This is a genomic window from Amycolatopsis sp. NPDC051903, from assembly GCF_044452505.1.
Taxonomy (GTDB): Bacteria; Actinomycetota; Actinomycetes; order Mycobacteriales; family Pseudonocardiaceae; genus Amycolatopsis.
This window is the reverse complement of the sequence record NZ_JBITBT010000010.1, coordinates 134,134-151,030: the sequence shown is the minus strand read 5'-3', so window position 1 is coordinate 151,030 and position 16,897 is coordinate 134,134. Positions and strand designations below refer to the sequence as shown.

Annotated in this window: 17 protein-coding genes and 1 pseudogene; 8 read left to right on the top strand and 10 right to left on the bottom strand. The window is 71.8% G+C overall.

Annotated elements, in window-relative coordinates; translation table 11 throughout:
• Nucleotides 1-42 precede the first annotated feature (42 nt).
• Nucleotides 43-321, top strand: a complete 279-nt coding sequence (locus ACIA77_RS22970; protein ID WP_395887975.1) for a hypothetical protein — start codon at nt 43-45, stop codon at nt 319-321.
• A 96-nt stretch (nt 322-417) separates the two neighbouring features.
• Nucleotides 418-1,032, top strand: a complete 615-nt coding sequence (locus ACIA77_RS22965) for a class I SAM-dependent methyltransferase (RefSeq protein ID WP_395887974.1) — start codon at nt 418-420, stop codon at nt 1,030-1,032.
• A gap of 57 nt (nt 1,033-1,089) precedes the next feature.
• Here ACIA77_RS22965 and ACIA77_RS22960 read toward each other — a convergent pair whose 3' ends face one another.
• From ACIA77_RS22960 to asnB, 5 genes and pseudogenes are all read right to left on the bottom strand, one after another.
• The gene (locus ACIA77_RS22960; RefSeq protein WP_395887973.1) at nt 1,090-2,511 is read right to left on the bottom strand and encodes a lamin tail domain-containing protein; all 1,422 of its coding nucleotides are present in this window, start codon (nt 2,509-2,511) and stop codon (nt 1,090-1,092) included.
• Between the two features lie 425 nt (nt 2,512-2,936).
• A pseudogene (locus tag ACIA77_RS22955) lies at nt 2,937-3,186 on the bottom strand (IS256 family transposase); the annotation flags it as partial.
• A gap of 269 nt (nt 3,187-3,455) precedes the next feature.
• Complete coding sequence (locus ACIA77_RS22950; RefSeq protein ID WP_395887972.1) at nt 3,456-4,652, bottom strand: cytochrome P450; 1,197 nt, start codon at nt 4,650-4,652, stop codon at nt 3,456-3,458.
• Nucleotides 4,653-4,792: 140 nt separating this feature from the next.
• Complete coding sequence (locus ACIA77_RS22945; protein ID WP_395887971.1) at nt 4,793-5,497, bottom strand: hypothetical protein; 705 nt, start codon at nt 5,495-5,497, stop codon at nt 4,793-4,795.
• 419 nt (nt 5,498-5,916) lie between these two features.
• Nucleotides 5,917-7,428, bottom strand: a complete 1,512-nt coding sequence (gene asnB / locus ACIA77_RS22940) for an asparagine synthase (glutamine-hydrolyzing) (RefSeq protein ID WP_395887970.1) — start codon at nt 7,426-7,428, stop codon at nt 5,917-5,919.
• A gap of 60 nt (nt 7,429-7,488) precedes the next feature.
• On the opposite strand from asnB, the gene ACIA77_RS22935 reads away from it, so the two are divergent.
• The 5 genes from ACIA77_RS22935 to ACIA77_RS22915 all read left to right on the top strand — a co-directional run bounded on the left by ACIA77_RS22935 (nt 7,489) and on the right by ACIA77_RS22915 (nt 11,299).
• Nucleotides 7,489-8,271: an IclR family transcriptional regulator gene (locus ACIA77_RS22935; protein ID WP_395887969.1), complete on the top strand. Its 783-nt coding sequence runs from the start codon at nt 7,489-7,491 to the stop codon at nt 8,269-8,271.
• 103 nt (nt 8,272-8,374) lie between these two features.
• Nucleotides 8,375-9,139, top strand: coding sequence for an acetoacetate decarboxylase family protein (locus ACIA77_RS22930; protein WP_395887968.1), 765 nt, complete (start codon nt 8,375-8,377; stop codon nt 9,137-9,139).
• Nucleotides 9,136-9,855, top strand: a complete 720-nt coding sequence (locus ACIA77_RS22925) for an SDR family NAD(P)-dependent oxidoreductase (protein WP_395887967.1) — start codon at nt 9,136-9,138, stop codon at nt 9,853-9,855. Before ACIA77_RS22930 ends, ACIA77_RS22925 begins: the two co-directional genes overlap by 4 nt.
• 12 nt (nt 9,856-9,867) lie before the next feature.
• A complete protein-coding gene (locus tag ACIA77_RS22920; RefSeq protein ID WP_395887966.1) occupies nt 9,868-10,578 on the top strand; it encodes an SDR family NAD(P)-dependent oxidoreductase in 711 nt (236 codons plus the stop codon).
• Between the two features lie 37 nt (nt 10,579-10,615).
• Nucleotides 10,616-11,299, top strand: a complete 684-nt coding sequence (locus ACIA77_RS22915; protein ID WP_395887965.1) for a GntR family transcriptional regulator — start codon at nt 10,616-10,618, stop codon at nt 11,297-11,299.
• 234 nt (nt 11,300-11,533) lie between these two features.
• Here ACIA77_RS22915 and ACIA77_RS22910 read toward each other — a convergent pair whose 3' ends face one another.
• The 4 genes from ACIA77_RS22910 to ACIA77_RS22895 form a co-directional block, all read right to left on the bottom strand.
• Nucleotides 11,534-12,745 carry an alpha-hydroxy acid oxidase gene (locus ACIA77_RS22910; RefSeq protein ID WP_395887964.1) on the bottom strand — a complete coding sequence of 404 codons (1,212 nt, stop codon included), beginning with the start codon at nt 12,743-12,745 and terminating at the stop codon, nt 11,534-11,536.
• A complete protein-coding gene (locus ACIA77_RS22905) occupies nt 12,742-13,584 on the bottom strand; it encodes a fumarylacetoacetate hydrolase family protein (protein ID WP_395887963.1) in 843 nt (280 codons plus the stop codon). Before ACIA77_RS22905 ends, ACIA77_RS22910 begins: the two co-directional genes overlap by 4 nt.
• A gap of 14 nt (nt 13,585-13,598) precedes the next feature.
• A complete protein-coding gene (locus ACIA77_RS22900) occupies nt 13,599-14,906 on the bottom strand; it encodes an MFS transporter (protein ID WP_395887962.1) in 1,308 nt (435 codons plus the stop codon).
• Nucleotides 14,907-15,080: 174 nt separating this feature from the next.
• Complete coding sequence (locus ACIA77_RS22895; protein WP_395887961.1) at nt 15,081-15,578, bottom strand: GNAT family N-acetyltransferase; 498 nt, start codon at nt 15,576-15,578, stop codon at nt 15,081-15,083.
• 95 nt (nt 15,579-15,673) lie between these two features.
• Between ACIA77_RS22895 and ACIA77_RS22890 the strand changes: the two genes are divergently transcribed.
• Nucleotides 15,674-16,147, top strand: coding sequence for a nitroreductase family deazaflavin-dependent oxidoreductase (locus tag ACIA77_RS22890; protein WP_395887960.1), 474 nt, complete (start codon nt 15,674-15,676; stop codon nt 16,145-16,147).
• Here ACIA77_RS22890 and ACIA77_RS22885 read toward each other — a convergent pair.
• Complete coding sequence (locus ACIA77_RS22885) at nt 16,128-16,784, bottom strand: hypothetical protein (RefSeq protein WP_395887959.1); 657 nt, start codon at nt 16,782-16,784, stop codon at nt 16,128-16,130. The genes ACIA77_RS22890 and ACIA77_RS22885 overlap by 20 nt on opposite strands.
• Nucleotides 16,785-16,897: the final 113 nt, after the last annotated feature.

Genomic DNA, 16,897 nt, shown 5'->3' with positions numbered 1-16,897 from the left:
ACGGCGTTTCTGGAAACACGATGTTACTGTACCGTCGGGGGCATGGAGTTCTTGGCACCGGCTGCCGCGTTCCTGATCCTGCCCCTCTTCCTGGCCGGGTTCGCTTGGTACGCCGTGCGCGCCGGGCGGCGCGGCACTGGTCAGTCGCTCATGGCGCCGTTCGAGGACATCTGGGACCCGATCGCGTACAAGACGAACATCCAGATCGAGATCGAAGCCGAGCGCCGTCCGGAAACGCCGGCGCCCGGCGACCCACCCCTGCTGCCGTGGCGGTACCCGGAGGCCGAGGGCGGGTCCCCGGACCGGCGCTCCCCGCGATGACCGGCGCGGCGTTCCGGCGGGTTCCCCCCCCGGCCGCCGCGGGTGTGCTGAACTGGACCTGCGTGTCGGCGATCCGGGGAAGGGGAGGTGCGGACCGTGGCCGACCTCGAGTGGCTCCGCGGCCAGTGGGACAAGTACGCCCCGCAGTACGACCGCAGCATGGGCGTCCTCGAACGCCTGCAGTTCGGCGGCGGCCGCGAATGGGTCTGCGCCCAGGCGACCGGTGACGTCCTCGAAGTGGCCATCGGCACGGGCCTCAACCTCGCCCTGTACCCGGCCGGCGTGCGGCTCACCGGCCTGGACCTCAGCCCCGCCATGTTGCGCCGGGCCCGCGAACGCGCCGGGGACCTCGGCCGCACCGTGGCGCTCCAGCAGGGCGACGCCCAATCCCTCCCGTTCGCCGACGGGGCCTTCGACACCGTGGTCTGCACCCTCGGCCTGTGCGGTTTCCCCGACGAGCGCGCGGCCATCGCGGAGATGCACCGCGTCCTGCGCCCGGACGGCCGGCTCCTCCTGCTGGACCACATCGGCAGCCACCACCGCCCGATCCGGTGGGGCCAGCGCCTCCTGGAGCACTTCACCGTCCGCACCCTCGGCGACTACCAGACCCGCCGCCCGCTCCCGCACGTCCAGGCCGCGGGCTTCGAAATCACGGGCACGGAACGCGGCAAACTCGGCACGGTCGAACGCCTCGCCGCCCGGAAACGGTGACGCCCGGGGGAAGGCCTGTGGCCCCGGACCCCCAGGCCGGGACCACAGGCCGGCACGTCAGCAGCTGATGCTGCCCTTGCGCAACGCGTGTCCGCCGTCGTTGCTGTCGTCCGACCAGTACACGGGCTTCGCCCCGCCCGAGCACTCGGCCGCGGGTGCGACGGAGAAGCCCTCGTTGTTGTAGTTCGCCATCCCGCTCGGCCGGTTGTACACCGCGGCGAGGGTGAACGACCCCGACGACAGCTGGAACGTCCGGTGCTGCCCCGAGCACGTGTCGTCGCAGACGGTCCACAGGCGGGAGGCCTGCGGTTCCCACTGCAGTTCCATCACGCCGGCCATGCCGGTGCTGAACGCGGCCACGCGGGTGAACGCGCCGGAATCCTGCAGCACGTAGCCGTAGACCATGCCGGTCGCCTCGACGCCGGCGAAGAAGACGCCGCCCGCGTGCGAGCCGTAGCTGCCGGGCGAGTAGGCGGCGCCCGTGGCCGCGTCCTTGAAGCCCGCCGCGGTCAGGGCCGAGTCGGGCACCCAGGTCAGGCCTTCGAAGCCCGAGTTGGAGTCCACCGAAGGCAGGTCCGCCGTCAGGTTCCACTCCTTCGCCGCGGTGAGCGACGTGGCGGTGCCGCTGACGTCGTAGCGCAGTACGGAAAGCCGGCTCGTGCCGGACTTGTCACCGTCGCGTTCGGTCGCCACGTAGACGCCCGCCGACGAGCCCGAACCGGTCACCGTCACGGCTTCGTCGTCCGGCGTGCCCGACCCGGTGGGGAAGTGCAGCTTCTTGCCGGACGACCAGCCCGACGCCGGGTCGGGCTTCCAGCCGCCCGAGCCGTTCGACACGAGCCGCCACAGCTCGCCGGAGTTCTGCGCCGCCCACAGGACGCTGCCCTCCTGGTACAGACCGCTGAGGTCCTCGCCGAAGACGTTCGACGCGTCGGCCGTCGACACCGTGCCGCTGCCCGGCCACGCGACCGGCGACGTGGCCTGGCCCGAGCCGCCGCACGCGTTCGCGGCGCCCAGCGTCAGCGCGGCCTGGCCGAACGAACCCGTGCCGTCCGGGCAGCGCGACCACGACGGGTCCGAGTGCCGGCTCCACGAGAAGCTGTCGACGAGCGTCGTGCCGTCGGCGAGGTAGAGCCGCGCCTGGTCGTCGGAACCGAGGCCGAACGCGCTGTGCACGTCGAACGCGCGGAACCCGCCGGGCGCCAGCGTCGTGCCGGCCGCGATCTCGTACTTCGAGCTGTTCTGGTCGTCCTTGAGGATCCAGCCCGAGACGTCCACGGTCGCGGTGCCCTTGTTGAAGAGCTCGATCGAGTCGTTGACGTCGCCGGTCGTCACCACCTCGTTGATCCGGACGTCGTCGGCGGGCGCGGCGCTCGCGCTCGGCACGGCGAGCGCACCGAGCACCAGCGCGGGTCCGGCAACGGCGACGAGGGGACGACGGAGGCTTCGACGCCACCGGCGACCGCGTGAATCGGTCACGTAATCCGTCCAGGGTCAGGGGGACAGGGCCACCCGACACTTCCGACCCGGACCGAACGCGTGCCTTCCCGCGGATGAGCGCGATGTGAACGCTGGACGAACGCGCGCATTCACCCGCCGCGCGCTCCCACAGTGTGGTTGCCGCACGGGGTGATCGTGCTCCGTCTGGCCGAACCCGTGCGCCCCCGGCCCGGCACCCGGTGCAGACCACTTCGCGACGCCGAACCACGGTGTCGAACGAACGCCGGCGGATGCGGTAAGCCCCTTGGTCCCGAGGCAGTGCTCCGGCGAAGTCGCATGTGGTTCAGAGGCGGTTGGAGTAGCAGGTCGTTGCGGCGCCGTAACGTGCGCTCTTCGCCGGCTGTAAGACTGGGGTTGCAGTTCTGCCGGGCCGGGTGATCCATATCTGGGCGAGCCCTTCATGATCAGGCGACCTGTTGGTCGCCTCGCTCGACAAGGATGCCGCGCTCGAAGCGGGCTCCGGCGTGGACAATCACGACGAGATGGGGTCCGTTGACCGCCCACCAGCGGATCTGGGCAGGCTCGATGAGTTGAACACCATCGCCAATCCGGCCGCCCGTGAACCCGGCCCCTGGTCACCTTCGTGCGGTGCCGCACCGTGGCGAAGGTCGGCTCGATCGGATTGGTGGTGCGTAGATGTATCCAGTGTTCGGCCGCAGCCATCGTCGGGGTCAGACGATCGGCTACAGCGGGGATCAGGCGCGGGCGATGTAGCGGGCCCGGCTCTCACGCGAGACTCATACACTCACAAGATCAACAAGAGCCCTGCTCGCTCTACCACCAGAGCCACAAGACTTGCCGGAACCTCCAGAGGGGCCTCTCACGTCCATTCTCTCGCCCACAAGCGACAAAATCGGCTGCACTCAGGCAGTTCAGGACAGTCGTCCACAACCCGATCGGTTACTGCCGAGGAGCGCCGGCTCTCAGCCGAGCCGGACGGGGAGCGCCGCCAAGCCGTTGATCGCCGGGGAGATCAGCGGCGTGAGTTCGGTTTCGGGGACGGCCAGGCGCAGGTCCGGGAACCGCGTGAACAGCTTGCCCACCGCCACCGCGCCTTCGAGGCGCGCCAGGGGAGCGCCGATGCAGAAGTGCGGGCCGGCGCCGAACGCGAGGTGGCCCTTGGGCGGGCGCGTCACGTCGTAGCGTTCGGTGGCTGCGCGGTCGGAGAACGCGAGGAGCACGAAGATCGGCTCGCCCTCGCTCACGCGTGTGCCCGCGATCTCGGTGTCGGCGGTGGCGTAACGCATGTACACGTTGCGGAAGGGGCCGTTCCACGCCAGCGCGGCTTCGAACGCGGCCGACCAGTCGTGCGTGCCGGCGCGCACCAGGGCGAGCTGGTCGGGGTGGGTGAGCAGCGCGTGGATCGTCGCGGTGATCGCGTTGACGGTCGTCTCGTGGCCGGCGACGAGGATGAGCTGCAGGGTGTCGCGCAGTTCCTGCTCGCTGAGGCGATCGCCGTCGTCGATGGCGGCCAGTGTGCTGGTGAGGTCGTCGCCGGGGTGCGCGCGCTTGTCTTCGATGAGGCGCGTCAGTTCGTCGCCGAGGCCGAGCGCGGCGGCCTGGCGCTGTTCGCCCGTCGCGTCGGCGCTGAGCAGGGTCGCGTAGTGCCCGCGCAGGGCCTGCTGCCGCTCGGGATCGGTGACGCCGAAGAACTCCGAGATGATCCGCATCGGCAGCGGGAACGCGTACTGCTCCTTCAGATCGACCACCGAACCGGTCCCGAGGCCGTCGAGCAAGTCATCGGCGAGGCGCTCGACGCGCGGTGCGAGCGTGGCGATCTGCTTGGGCGTGAACGCCCGCGCGACCAGCCGTCGCAGCCGCCGGTGGTCGGCGCCGTCCTTGGTGAGCATGGTTTCGCCGACGATGAAGGGCAGCAACGGGAACCCGGGCGGGATTTCGCCGCGCCGGTAGGCGCCCCAGTGCACGGGGTCCTTCGACAGGTGCGGGTGGCTCTCGAGCACCGTGCGCGTGGCGTCGTGCGTGGTGGTGGCCCACGCCCGGACGCCTTCGGCCAGCTGCACCGGGACGATCGGGCCGTGCTTGCGCAACGCCGCCCCCTCGTCGTAGGTCGGGATCGCCGGGTCGAGGTCGTGCACGGGGTGGTCGAGCGTCAGTGGCAAAACGGCTCCATACGTAGAAAAACCTGGAAGAACCAACTCTTCCAGGTTTTTCCGGTGGTGGCTGATCTTCGCGGCGCGGGGCGCCGGAAGTACCCGGCGCCCCTGCCCTTGTTTCCCCTCGGTTGAGCCGTTCCGGTGAGTCAGCCGGCGAGGCGCAGCGAGCCGACCTGCCGGTCGAAGCCGATCTTCTCGAGGTCGGCGACGTCACCCGTCACGACCATCGAGCGGCCGTCGCACTTCGGGCCGGTCCAGATCTTGTAGGTGCCGTCGGCGTCGATCGAGCGCACCAGGTCCGGGTTGCGCACGGTGTTGCAGCCCGGGTCGCTGGCGACCTGCGAGCCGTCGGGCTCGGAGAAGTTCTTGCCGCTGTCGAGGAGCGCGAAGGTGGTGGTGAGTTTCACGTCGCCCCCGTTGTCGCCCCCGTTGTTCCCGCCGTTGTCGTCGCCGGCCAGCTTGACCGACACGATCTTGTCGTCGAAGCCGAGCTTGGCCAGGTTGCTCACGTTGCCGGTGACGGTGACCGACGTGCCGGTGCAGTTCGCGCCGCTCCACAGCTTGAGCGTGCCGGTCGCGGTCAGCGACGACGTGACGCGCGGCCGCGCCACCGGCTGGCAGCCCTTGCCGGAAACACCCTGCGAGGCACCGTTGTCGGAGAAAGCCGCGTCGTCGAACAGGATCGCGCTCGTCGCGGTCAGCGCCCCGGAGGAGGAAGCGGCGGCCGCGCCGCGCAGGTTCTCGGCCCCGGCGCCCGGGTCGGTCGGGGTGGTGTCGTGCCCGCAGGCAGACAGCACCGCGGCACCCGCCGCGACGAAAGCGGCCAGGAACATCGCCTGCTTGCGGAACATGGGAACTCCCCGTGGTCGGTGGCACCCGGTCCGTCCGGGTGACTTCGACCGGGGACACGGCTGCCGGTTCCCCGGCGGTTCACGGGCTTCGGCGCATTTTTTGCCCGCCACCGGCCGAGACCGGACGATTCGGCGGCTGACCAGCGAAGACCCACCGGCAACGGCTGAAGGTGCGATCGCGGGCGTGCCCGTTCGGCCGTGGCCGCGTGCCCGTCCACCCCATCGTCCACAACGGATCCCGCCGGCATTCCCCTGCGGAACCCGGAGAACTCACCGTCCGTCGCCGGCCTTCTCCGCCACGGTGTCGCGCAGGGCGTCGGCCACTGCGGAGACGACAGTGCCGGCTGGCACCGCCACGACCCGAGGGAACGGCCCCGAGCCCGCGGCGGTGGCCGGCCGCGGGACGCACCCGGCGGCGGTCAGGCCACGGCGAACCGCGTCAGGACGGCGTGGGGCCGGATCTCCGGCAGCGCCCGCCGGAACGCCCGGTAGTAGGCGAGCTCCTCTTTGGACCGCACCTGCGCCGTCCGGTTCGCGGCGAGGTCGGCGTCGGTCACGCGGCTTTCCCAGTACGGCGTCAGCAGGTCCTGCGCGCCGCTGCCGGTGCCGAATTCCGCTTTGCGGCGCCAGAGGACGGAGTCGGGGAGCCGGCCGGTGAAGGCGCGGCGCAGGTGGGCCTTCTCCATGCCGTCGGGGCCGAGGACCTTGACCTCGTCGGGCAGGGACATGGCGTGCGTGACCACGGCGGTGTCGAGGAACGGCACGCGGGCCTCGAGGCCGTGGGCCATCGTCACGCGGTCGCAGCGCTGCAGGTTGAGGCCGTGCAGCAGGCTCACCGTCCGCACGAGCTCGCGCCGCAGCGCGCCCGGCGCGGGGTGGTGTTCGTGGTAGTAGCCGTAGCCGGCGAAGAGCTCGTCGGCGCCTTCGCCGGTCAGCACGGCCTTCACGTGCCGCGACGCCAGCTCGGCCAGGAACCAGTTCGGGACGGCGCTGCGGATCAGCGAAGCGTCGAACGATTCGACCGACGCGATCACGTCGTCCAGCGCCGCGATCGCCCGCGCCGCGTCGAAGACGGCCTCGTGGTGGTCGGTGCCGAGGAACTGGGCGACCTCGCGGGCGGCGGCGAGGTCGGGGGAGTCCGTGGTGCCGACGGAGAACGTCTTCAACCGCAAGCCGCGCCGCGCGTACTCCTGCGCGGCGACAGCGGCGACGATGCTCGAATCGAGCCCGCCCGACAGGAAAACGCCCACCTCGACGTCGGCCATCAGGTGCCGCTGGACGGAGTCGACGAGCACCTCGCGCGTGCGGCGTTCGGTCTCCTCGGGGTCGATCGCCGTCTCCGTCACGGCTTCGGCGAACCGGACGAGGCCGTCCTCCGATGTCCACCAGCAGCCGGGCGGGAACGTCTCGACGTCGGACTGGACCTCGACCGGGAAGGCGCGCAGCTCCGAGGCGAACAGGACCGCGCCGCCGGTTTTGGCCCAGTACAGGGGTTTGATGCCGAGCCGGTCACGGCCGGCGACGAACCGGCCGTCCGGCGTGGCCGCGCAGAGCGCCCACATGCCCTGGAGCCGGTCGAGGGCGCCGGGGCCGTGCACCGTGAGCAGCGCCAGTGCGGACTCGTTGTCCGAGCCCGTGCCGAAGCGGTAGCCGGCCAGGGTTTCGCGCAGCCGGGCGTCGTTGTAGATCTCGCCGTTGCACACCATCGCCCAGCCGCGCGGCCCGGCCAGCGGCTGGGCGCCGTCCTCGAGCCCGACGATCGACAACCGGTTGTGCCCCAGCCACGTCCGCGGCCCCACGAGCGCCTCACCCGTGTCGTCCGGTCCACGGTGGACGATCCGGCCGAGCATTTCCCTGCCCGTACGGAGGAGATCCCGATCGGACGGCGAGTACCACGCCACTATTCCGCACATGAGCTGCACGCTAGGCACGCGCGTGGGGGTACGGCAATGGCAGTTGCGCTCCGCGCACGCCACCTCGACCATGGGGCCATGGCCAACAACAGTCTCACGAGCGTCCACCGCGCCCTGCACGTGCTGACCGCGCTCGGCTCGGGCCCGCTCGGCGTGCAGGCGGTCGCGGAGGTGCTCGGCACGGAGAAGACGCAGGTCTCCCGCACGCTCAAAGCGCTCGCCGAAGAGGGCTTCGCCGAGCGCGACCCGCAGACCCTCGAGTACAGCCTGGGCTGGCGCATCTTCGCCCTCGCCGCCGCGGGCACCGGCACCCACCTGCGCCGCACCGCCGCGAAAGCCCTCCGCGCCCTCACGCGCGAGCTGGGCGAAGCCGCCTACCTCACCGTCCGCGAGGGCTCGTCGGCGCTCACCGTCCTCAGCGAGGCGTCGGGCCACGGCATCCAGGCCCACGAGTGGGTCGGCCGGACCACCCCGCTGAACTGCACCTCGAGCGGCCGCGCCCTCCTGCTCGGCCTCGACGCCGACGAGGTCGCCGCCATCCTCCCCACCGGCCCGCTGCCGGGCCGGCGCGGCGCCCCGCGCACCGCGGCGGCCGTCGTGAAACGGCTGCGCCACGAGCGCCCCACCGGCCACGTCGTCTGCGCCGAGGAGTACGAGGTCGGCCTCACCTCCGTCGCCGCGCCGGTCCTGGGCTTCCAGGGCACCCCGATCGCCGCGGTCAACGTGTCGATGCCCTCCTTCCGCCTCACCCCGGCGATCCTCAAGCGCACCATCGCCGCGGTCACCACCACCGCGGCGAGCCTGTCGAGCTCCCAGGACTCGGCGACCTGCATGCAGGGGCCGGGATCCCCCGAACACTGACTCCGCCCGACTTGAGCAGCGGCAATCACCAAGCGCCCGCCTTGACACTCAATGCATGCTGCATGCAGGATGGCTCGAGCTGTTTCGACGAGGAGGCACATCGATGTTCGGTCGGTTCGACATGCATCCCGGTGGCGGCGTGAACCCGCCCTACTCGCCGGCGTATCCGCTGGAGTGGGAGACGGGGATCCACACCGTCGAGGTGGTCACGCGCGTCGACCGCGGGAAGGTCGCGAAGCTGCTCGCGGACACCGGGTTCGAGGTGGTCAACGACCGCGTGGCGTTCCGGTTCATGCTCTCGCCCGGGCACACGCTGTCGCTGTACCGGGGGCGGATGTTCGACCTCATGGTGACCGTTCCGGTGCGCTACCGCGACCTCTACACCCAGACCCACCTCTACATGTACTGCAGCGACCCGATGGGCCTCGCCGCCGGGCGGGAGCTGTTCGGGTACACCAAGAAGGACTGCGACTTCGAGTTCTTCGAGGCCGGCGACGGCAGCGTCACCGGGTCCGTCACGCGCCGCTCGATCCCGCTGGCCGCGTTCGCGTTCACGCCCGACCCGGCCGCGCCGCTCGTCCGGCTCACCGACGACGACGAGCAGCCCGGCGGCGAACTGCACGTCCGGCGCCTGCCTGATCCGTCCGGCGTCGGGGTTTCCTACGCCGACGTCGTCTACCGCCGCACGCCGATCCGGAACTCCGAGCCGATCCGCGGGCGCGTGGACCTGCAGTTGCTGCCGTCGCGGTTCGACCCGCTGACGGAGCTGGAACCGGAGGTCCTCAGCGCGCAGTCGATGAAGACCCCCGTCTACGGCGGCGGGTTCGCCGTCGAAGACCGGCGGCTGATCGAGCGCCGCATCCCATGACGGCGGCCATCGTCACGGGCGGCGCCGGCGAGATCGGAGCCGCGATCTGCCGGCGCCTCGCCCGCGACGGCTGGCACGTCGTGGTCGTGGATCGCGAGAGCGCCGCTGGCCTCGCCGGCGAGATCGGGGGTGAAGCCCGCCGAGCGGACCTGACCGATCGTGCACAGGTCGAGACCCTCGTCCGGGAGGTCGCCGATCGGCACGGGCTCGGCGCGCTGGTCAACAACGTCGGCGTCGAAGGTGCCGTGCGGCCAATCGGCGACTACCCCGAGGACGTGTTCGAACACGTCATGCGCACGAACGTCCACAGTGTCTTCCTCGGCCTGCGCGCGGCCTTGCCCCTGATGAAGGAGCGGGGTTCCGGTGCGATCGTCACCACCGCGTCGACTTCCGGTGTCCGCGGCCGCGCGAACCTCGCGGGGTACGTCGCGAGCAAACACGCCGTCGTCGGGCTTACGAAGGTGGCGGCGCTGGAGGTCGCGGGCACGGGCGTCCGGGTCAACGCGGTGCTGCCGGGGCCGATCGAAACCCGCATGATCCGCGCCATCGACGAAGAAGCGCAGGCGCTGAGCGGCACCGAGGTACACCGCGCCGCGCCGGTGCCGTACGGCCGGGTCGAGGATGTCGCGGCAGCCGTCGCCCACCTCGTCTCGCCGGAGGCGCGCCACGTCAACGGCGCGGAGTACGTCGTCGACGGTGGTGGCACCGTCGCGTGAGGAGAACGTGAGATGACCGTCGCGATCGTCACGGGTGGTGCGTCCGGGATCGGCGCCGCGGTGGCCGAACGGCTCACCGCCGACGGGCTGACGGTCGTGGCCGCCGACCTCGTACCGCCGCGACCCGGTATCGACCACGAGCGCGTCGACGTCACCGAAGAGTCCGAAGTGGACGCGCTCGTCGATTCCGTCGTGCGCGAGCACGGCGGGCTCGACTGCCTCGTGCACGCCGCGGGGATCGGCCGGGTGGCACCGTTCCTCGAAACGTCCGCCGAGCTGTTCGACTCGGTCGTGCGCACCAACCTCCGCGGCACGTTCCTGGTCGGCCGGGCGTGCGCCCGGGTGATGGCCGCGCGCGGCGGGGGAGTGATCGTGAACATCGGCAGCGCTTCGGGGGTGCGGGGCAACGCCGGTCGTGCCGCGTACGGCGCGGCGAAGGGCGGTGTGGCGACGTTGAGCCAGGTGATGGCCGTCGAGCTGGCGGAGCACGGGATCCGCGTGAACGTCGTGGCGCCGGGTCCGATCGAGACGCCGCTGGCGGCCACGCAGCACAGCGCGGACGTGCGCCGCGCGTGGGAGCGGGTCGTGCCGATGCGGCGCTACGGCCGGGCGGACGACGTGGCGAGCGCCGTCGCGTACCTGTGTTCTCCGGAAGCCGCGTACGTCACCGGCAGCGTGTTCGCCGTCGACGGCGGGTTCGCCGGAGCGGGCATCCTGACGTGAACTCGCGGCGTATGCTGCATGCAAGAAGCAGGGAGGGGTGGACGTGGTCGAACGCGTGCCGAGGCCGAAGTCGCTGACGGAGCTGGCCTACCAGCAGCTGCGCGACGGCATCCTGGAAGGCGGGTTCCCCTCGGGCCGGCGGGTGAGCGTGGTGTCGCTCGCCGCCGAGATGGGGATGAGCCGCAGCCCGGTGCGCGCGGCGATCGAGCGCCTCGCCACCGACGGCCTGATGATCCTCACCCCGGGCGGCGCCCTCGTGCCCACGCCCGGCCGCGGCGATCTGCTCGACGCGCTCGCCGTCCGCGCGCCGCTCGAGGGCCTGGCCGCGCGGCTGGCCGCCCCGCAGCTCGCCGACGCCGACGTCGCCGCTCTCACCGAAATCCACACCGAGTTCGAGGCCGCCGTGCAGCGCAGCGACACCCGCGCGGCGCAGAAGGCGGACTTCCAGTTCCACCAGGAAGTCCAGGCCCACTGCGACAACGCGTGTCTCGTCGAGCACCTGGAACGCGTGCAGGCGCGGGTCATCCTGGCGACCTACTCGACCGCGTGGAGCTCCAACCAGGTCCAGGCCGTGCCCGAACACGCCCGCATCCTCGCCGCCCTTTCCGCCCGCGACGGCGAAGCCGCGGGCCGCGCCGCGACCATCCACCTGGACAACCTGGCCGAACGCGTCCGCCGCGAATGGCGGCGGCGTGATCGTGAGGAGTCACGTACCGCTTGAGCCCGGCCCGCAAGGGTTCGGCTCAACCGCCCACATCGCCGCTCGGCACCTGCGGCGATCGGTTGTCTCGGAGTTGCTGCGGCGCGGGCCGGTGGTCCGCGCCGCGTCGGTGCGGAAAGCGCGGCCCACTGTGGCTCGGTGATCGCCACCGTCGCCGGCGGCGTGCGCAAGGCCCGGCCCGGGCATCCGTGCCGAACCCCGGGCCGGGCGAAGCGCACCGCCCGGCTTCGGCCGTCAGCGCAGGCGCACGCGGTCCGGCGTCAGTTCCTTCACCGACGAAACCCCCAGCAGCTGCATCGTCTGCCGCGCTTCCGCGGTGAGCAGGTCCAGCACCCGCCGGACGCCGGGTTCGCCGCCGGCCATGAGGCCGTAGAGGTAGGCGCGCCCGATGAGGACCGCGGTGGCGCCGAGGCCCACCGCGGCGACCACGTCGGCGCCGGTGCGGATGCCGCCGTCGAGGTAGACCTCGGCACGGTCGCCGACGGCCGCGACGACGGACGGCAGTTCCTCCAGCGGGACGGGCGCGCGGTCGAGCTGGCGGCCGCCGTGGTTGCTGACGACGACGGCGTCGGCACCGGCGTCGACGGCCGCGACCGCGTCGTCGGCCTGCTGCACGCCCTTCACGATCAGCTTGCCCGGCCACGTTTCCCGCAGCCAGGCGACGTCGGCGATCGTGGCCGACGGGTCGAACATGTGGTTCGCCAGGTCCGCGACGGTGCCCTCCCAGTTGCTGAACGACGCGAACCGCAGGGGCTCCGTCGTCAGCAAGTTGAACCACCAGTGGGGCCGCACCGCGCCGTCGAGGAAGGTCCGCGCTGTCAAGGACGGCGGGATCGTCATTCCGTTGTGGACATCGCGCAACCGCGTCCCGGCAACGGGAGTGTCGACGGTCAGCACGAGCGCTTCGTACCCCGCCGCTTCCGCGGCCCGCACCAGTTCCCGGCTGCGCTCGCGGTCGCGCCAGAGGTAGAGCTGGAACCACCGGCGCACCTGCGGCACGGCGGCCGCTAGGTCCGTCGCGGACGTCGTGCCCATGGTGGACAACGCGTACGGCACGCCGGCCGCCGCCGCGGCGCGGGCGACGGCGACCTCACCCTCGTGGTGCACCATGCGCGTGAACCCGGTCGGTGCCAGCGCGAGCGGCAACGCGGAGGAAGCACCCAGGATCGTCGCCGAAGTGTCTACATCGGACACGTCGCGGAGCACGCCGGGCCGGAACTCCACGCGGTCGAACGCCGCCCGGTTGCGCGCCAGGGACAGCTCGGCCCCGGCGCCGCCGTCGGTGTAGTCGAAGACCGCGCGCGGAGTGCGCCGGCGGGCGACGCGGCGCAGGTCGTCGACCGTCGCCGCGCCGCCGAGCCGGCGCCGGGATCCGTTGAGCACCACGGGTTTCGGCCGCAGGAGGGGTGCGAGCTCGGCCCAGCGCGGCACCCGCCGGGTGGTCATGCCGGGCCCCCGACGCACCGGTGGGTCATCGTCCCGATGCCCTCGATCGTCGTCACGACCGTGTCGCCGGGCTTGAGGTAGCGCGGCGGGGTGTGGCCCATGCCGACGCCGTCCGGGGTGCCGGTGAAGATCACGTCACCGGGCCCGAGCGGGCAGATCTGCGACAGTTCGGACACGAGCTCCGCGACCGGGTGGATCATCAGGCTGGTGCGGCCGTCCTGCACGGTTTCGCCGTTGACCTCGCACGTGAGGCGCAGGTCGTCGCGATCGGGGAGCTCGTCGGGGGTGACGAGCGCGGGGCCGAGCGGGCCGTACCCGGGGAACGACTTGCCCAGCGAGAACTGCGGCGGCGCGCCTTCCATCTGCACGGCGCGGTCGGAGAAGTCCTGGCCGGCGGTGAGCCCCGCGATGTGGTCCCACGCCTGCGCGGGGGAGACGCGGTGGGCCGGCGAGCCGATCACCGCGACCAGCTCGACCTCCCAGTCGACCTGCTCGCCCGACAGCACCAGGTCGCCGTCGGGCCCGGCGATGCTGCTGGGGAACTTCGTGAACGTCAACGGCCGCCCGGTCGCCGCGGCCAGCCCCGTCTCCTCCGCGTGGCTCACGTAGTTCAGCCCGACCGCGAACACCTGCGGCGGCCGCGGCACGGGCGCCAGCAGCGGGCCGCCGGGCTGGTCACCGGCCGGCCGCGCGGTGCCCGCCCACGCGCGGAACTCGGCCCACCTCCCGTACAGGGACTGGGGATCGGGGCCGAACCGGCCCGCGCTGGCCGTGGCGACGTCCGTCCGGCCGTCCGGGGTTTCGAGGACGGCGCGGCCGGCCACGTTGAGCAGTCGCATGGCGAACCTTTCTGCTAGGCGGTGCGGAGGTCGGAATGGGCGGTTTCGGGCGCGGCGAAGGCGGCGACGAGGGAGACGACCGCGCCGGCGATCACGAAGAACGCGGGCGCGGCGGCCGTACCGGACCACGAGATCAGGGCCGTCGCGAGGAGCGGTGCGGTGCCGCCGAGCAGCGTCACCGGAATGTTGAGCGACAGCGAGAGCCCGGTGTAGCGCACGGTCGTGGGGAACAGCTCGGCGACCACCGCCAGCATCACCGCGGAGTGCGGTGCGAACGCCAGGCCCAGCAGGCACAACCCGAGCACGACGACGAGGAAGTCGCCGCTGCCGAGCATCAGGAACGCCGGGTAGGTGACCGCCACGAGCGCGACGGTACCGGCGACCATCAGCGGCTTGCGGCCGATGCGGTCGCTCAGCCGGGCGAAGTACGGGATGAGCGCGCAGTAGAAGGCGAGCGCGACGAGGTTCGCGGCCTGCGCTTCGAACCGGCTGTGGCCCAGGACCTGGCCGAGGTAGGTGGGCGTGTAGACGAACAGGATGTAGACGCAGATGGCGGGCGTGACGACCACACCCATGCCGATCACGAGCGAGCGCCACTGCTGCTTGATGCCCGCGAGCACGGGCGCGCGCACGACGTCGGCGTTGGCTCGCGCGGCGGCGAAGTGCGGCGTCTCGTCGAGGCGCATCCGCAGGTAGAGGCCGACGAGCCCGAGCGGCACGCCGACGAGGAACGGCAGCCGCCAGCCCCACGAGCTCAGCGCCGCGTCGGACAGGCTCGCGGTGAGGATCGTCGCAACAGCGCCGCCGGTGAACAGCGCGAGCCCGATCGTGAACGTCTGCCAGCCGGTGTAGTACCCGCGCTTGCGGCTCGCCGAGTATTCGGAGATGAAGCTGGTCGCGCCGCCATACTCACCGCCGACGGAGATGCCCTGCACCATGCGCGCGAACGTCAGCACCAGCGGCGCGGCGACGCCGATCTGCGCGTGCGTGGGCAGCAGCCCGATCACGGTCGTCGACACGGCGATCAGGATCACCGACACCGCGAGCGGCGTCCGGCGGCCGTGTTTGTCGCCCAGGTGGGAGAAGATCAGCGCGCCGAGCGGGCGGGCCGCGTAACTCACCGCGAAGGCGGCGAACGTGAGCAGCAGGCTGGCCGCCGTGTCGCTGCTGGGGAAGAACAACTTCGCGATGACGCTGGCGAAGTAGCCGTACACGACGAAGTCGTAGTACTCGATGAAGTTGCCGATGCAGGCGGCGAGGATCGCCTTCCGCCGCTGCGTGGCCTCGAGCTCGGTCTCCCCCGCGGGGGCGCGCACGGTCATGGCAACCTCCATTGGTTGTCGCGCTGGGTTGCGGACATCCTGCATGCAGGATGCAGGAGTGTCAATCGCGTGTCCCGGGGCGTGAGATGCCGGGTGACGCGGTTCTTGAGGGGTGAGGTGCGGGGTTACGGCTGCATGCAGGTTGGCGCGGCGCTGCCCGGCGAGGTGATCCGCCTACGCGTCGACTCGCTTGACGTACAGCACGAACGGCTCACCGCGGTGCGTGATGTCGCGGTCGTACCGCAACCCCAGCCGCTCCATGACGGTGCGGGAGCGGTGGTTGTGGGTTTCCGTGAAGGAGATGACTTCGCTCGCGCCCAAGTCGCCGAACGCGAAGTCCAGGCCGGCCCGGCCGATTTCGGTGGCGTAGCCCTGGCCCCACAACGATTCGCGTACTGCCCAGCCGATTTCGAGGCGGCGGTCGGCCGTGTAGGACAGGCCGCCGCGGCCGATGAGGGTGGCAGTGGTGCGGTCGTAGGCGAGCCATTTGTGCACGCCGTCGGTCCGCCAGGCGCCGCCCATCGCGGCGGCCTGCTCGCGCGCGTCGTCGGCGGTCCACGTGTCGTACCACCGGGCGATGCCGGGGTCCTGGTGGAGGTGGAAGAGCTCATCGGTGAGGGCGGGTCCGATGGGCACGAGGCGGAGGCGCTCGGTGAACCGGGGCTCGGTCACCGGGAGCACCCGACTTCGGGAAAGCGGCACGGACGCGCGGTCACGGTGTCAGTATGGTCTGACGCGAAGGGCGAGCCTCGGAGGTGGACATGCCGGTGACCGATCGTCCGCCGACGGGGCTGGTGCGGTGGTTGCTCAGGGCGCCGATTCCGTTGTACCGCTGGGGGTTCGGTCCGCTGCTCGGGCACCGGCTCCTGTACCTCGCGCACCGGGGGCGGAAGTCCGGGGTGCGGCGGGAAGCGGTGGTCGAGGTCGTCCGGCACCGGGCGGATCTGCCCGAGCTGACGGTCATCGCGGCGTGGGGTGGCGTGCCGCAGTGGTACCGCAACATCGAGGCGGCGCCGCCGATCGAAGTGCGGTGCGGGAAGTACCGGTGGCGGGCGCCGGCGGCCCGGTTCCTCGACCACGCCGAGCTGGACGACGTGCTGAGGGGCTACCGGGAGCACAACGCCCGGGCGTGGCGCAAGATCGGGCCGCAGCTGGGTTTCCCGGCCGATCCGGCTGATCCACTGTGGACGAAGTCGGTCGAGCGGGTGCACGGGGTGGCGTTCACGCCCGCACCGCGCTGACCCGGCGCACGCGCGCGGTGCCGGCCGCGTTCAGCCCGACGACCCACAGCACCACCACGACACCCCACTGCGCCCACGCCAGCGCGCTCATCGAGCCGGACAGCAAGTTGCGCACGGACGGGTAGGGCGTGAGCCAGGCCTGCACCGGCGGGTAGACCAGGCCGAGCACGAACCACAGGCCGAGCGGGAGCACGATGCTCGCGAGGCACGCCGTCGGGCGGTGGCGGATCAGCAGACCCAGTCCGGTGCCGACGAGTTGCGCCACCACCTGCACCAGCACGCCGCCGGCAGCCACGAGTCCCGCGTCGTGCCAGACGAAGGAAGCGGACGACGTCGTGGCGGCGACGGCGCACACCGCGGCGCCGAACAAGCCGACGCCGGCAGCGAGCGCGGAAGCCGCCAGGAGGGTCGGCCGGACGGGCAGCCGCGACCGCAGCACGTCGCCCGCCGCGAGGGCACCGGTGAAGGGCACCACCACCGACATGAGGCTCTGCACCGGATCCGACAACGCGGCGAACGTCGGCGAGCCGAACACCGAAACGGCCACGGCGGCGAGCACGCCCAGAAGCAGGGCGGCACCGAGGATCCACCGCCGCGGCGCGGTTCCCACGGTGCGGCGAAGAGCGGCGACGAACACGGCGACCCCCTGTCCCGGATGCCGGGATTGTCGCAGAGTTCGGAGTCGACAGGAAGGGTGGTGAGGCAGCAGCTGACTCTGCCGCCGAGCTCCGGGGAGCCCCCCCATGAGCC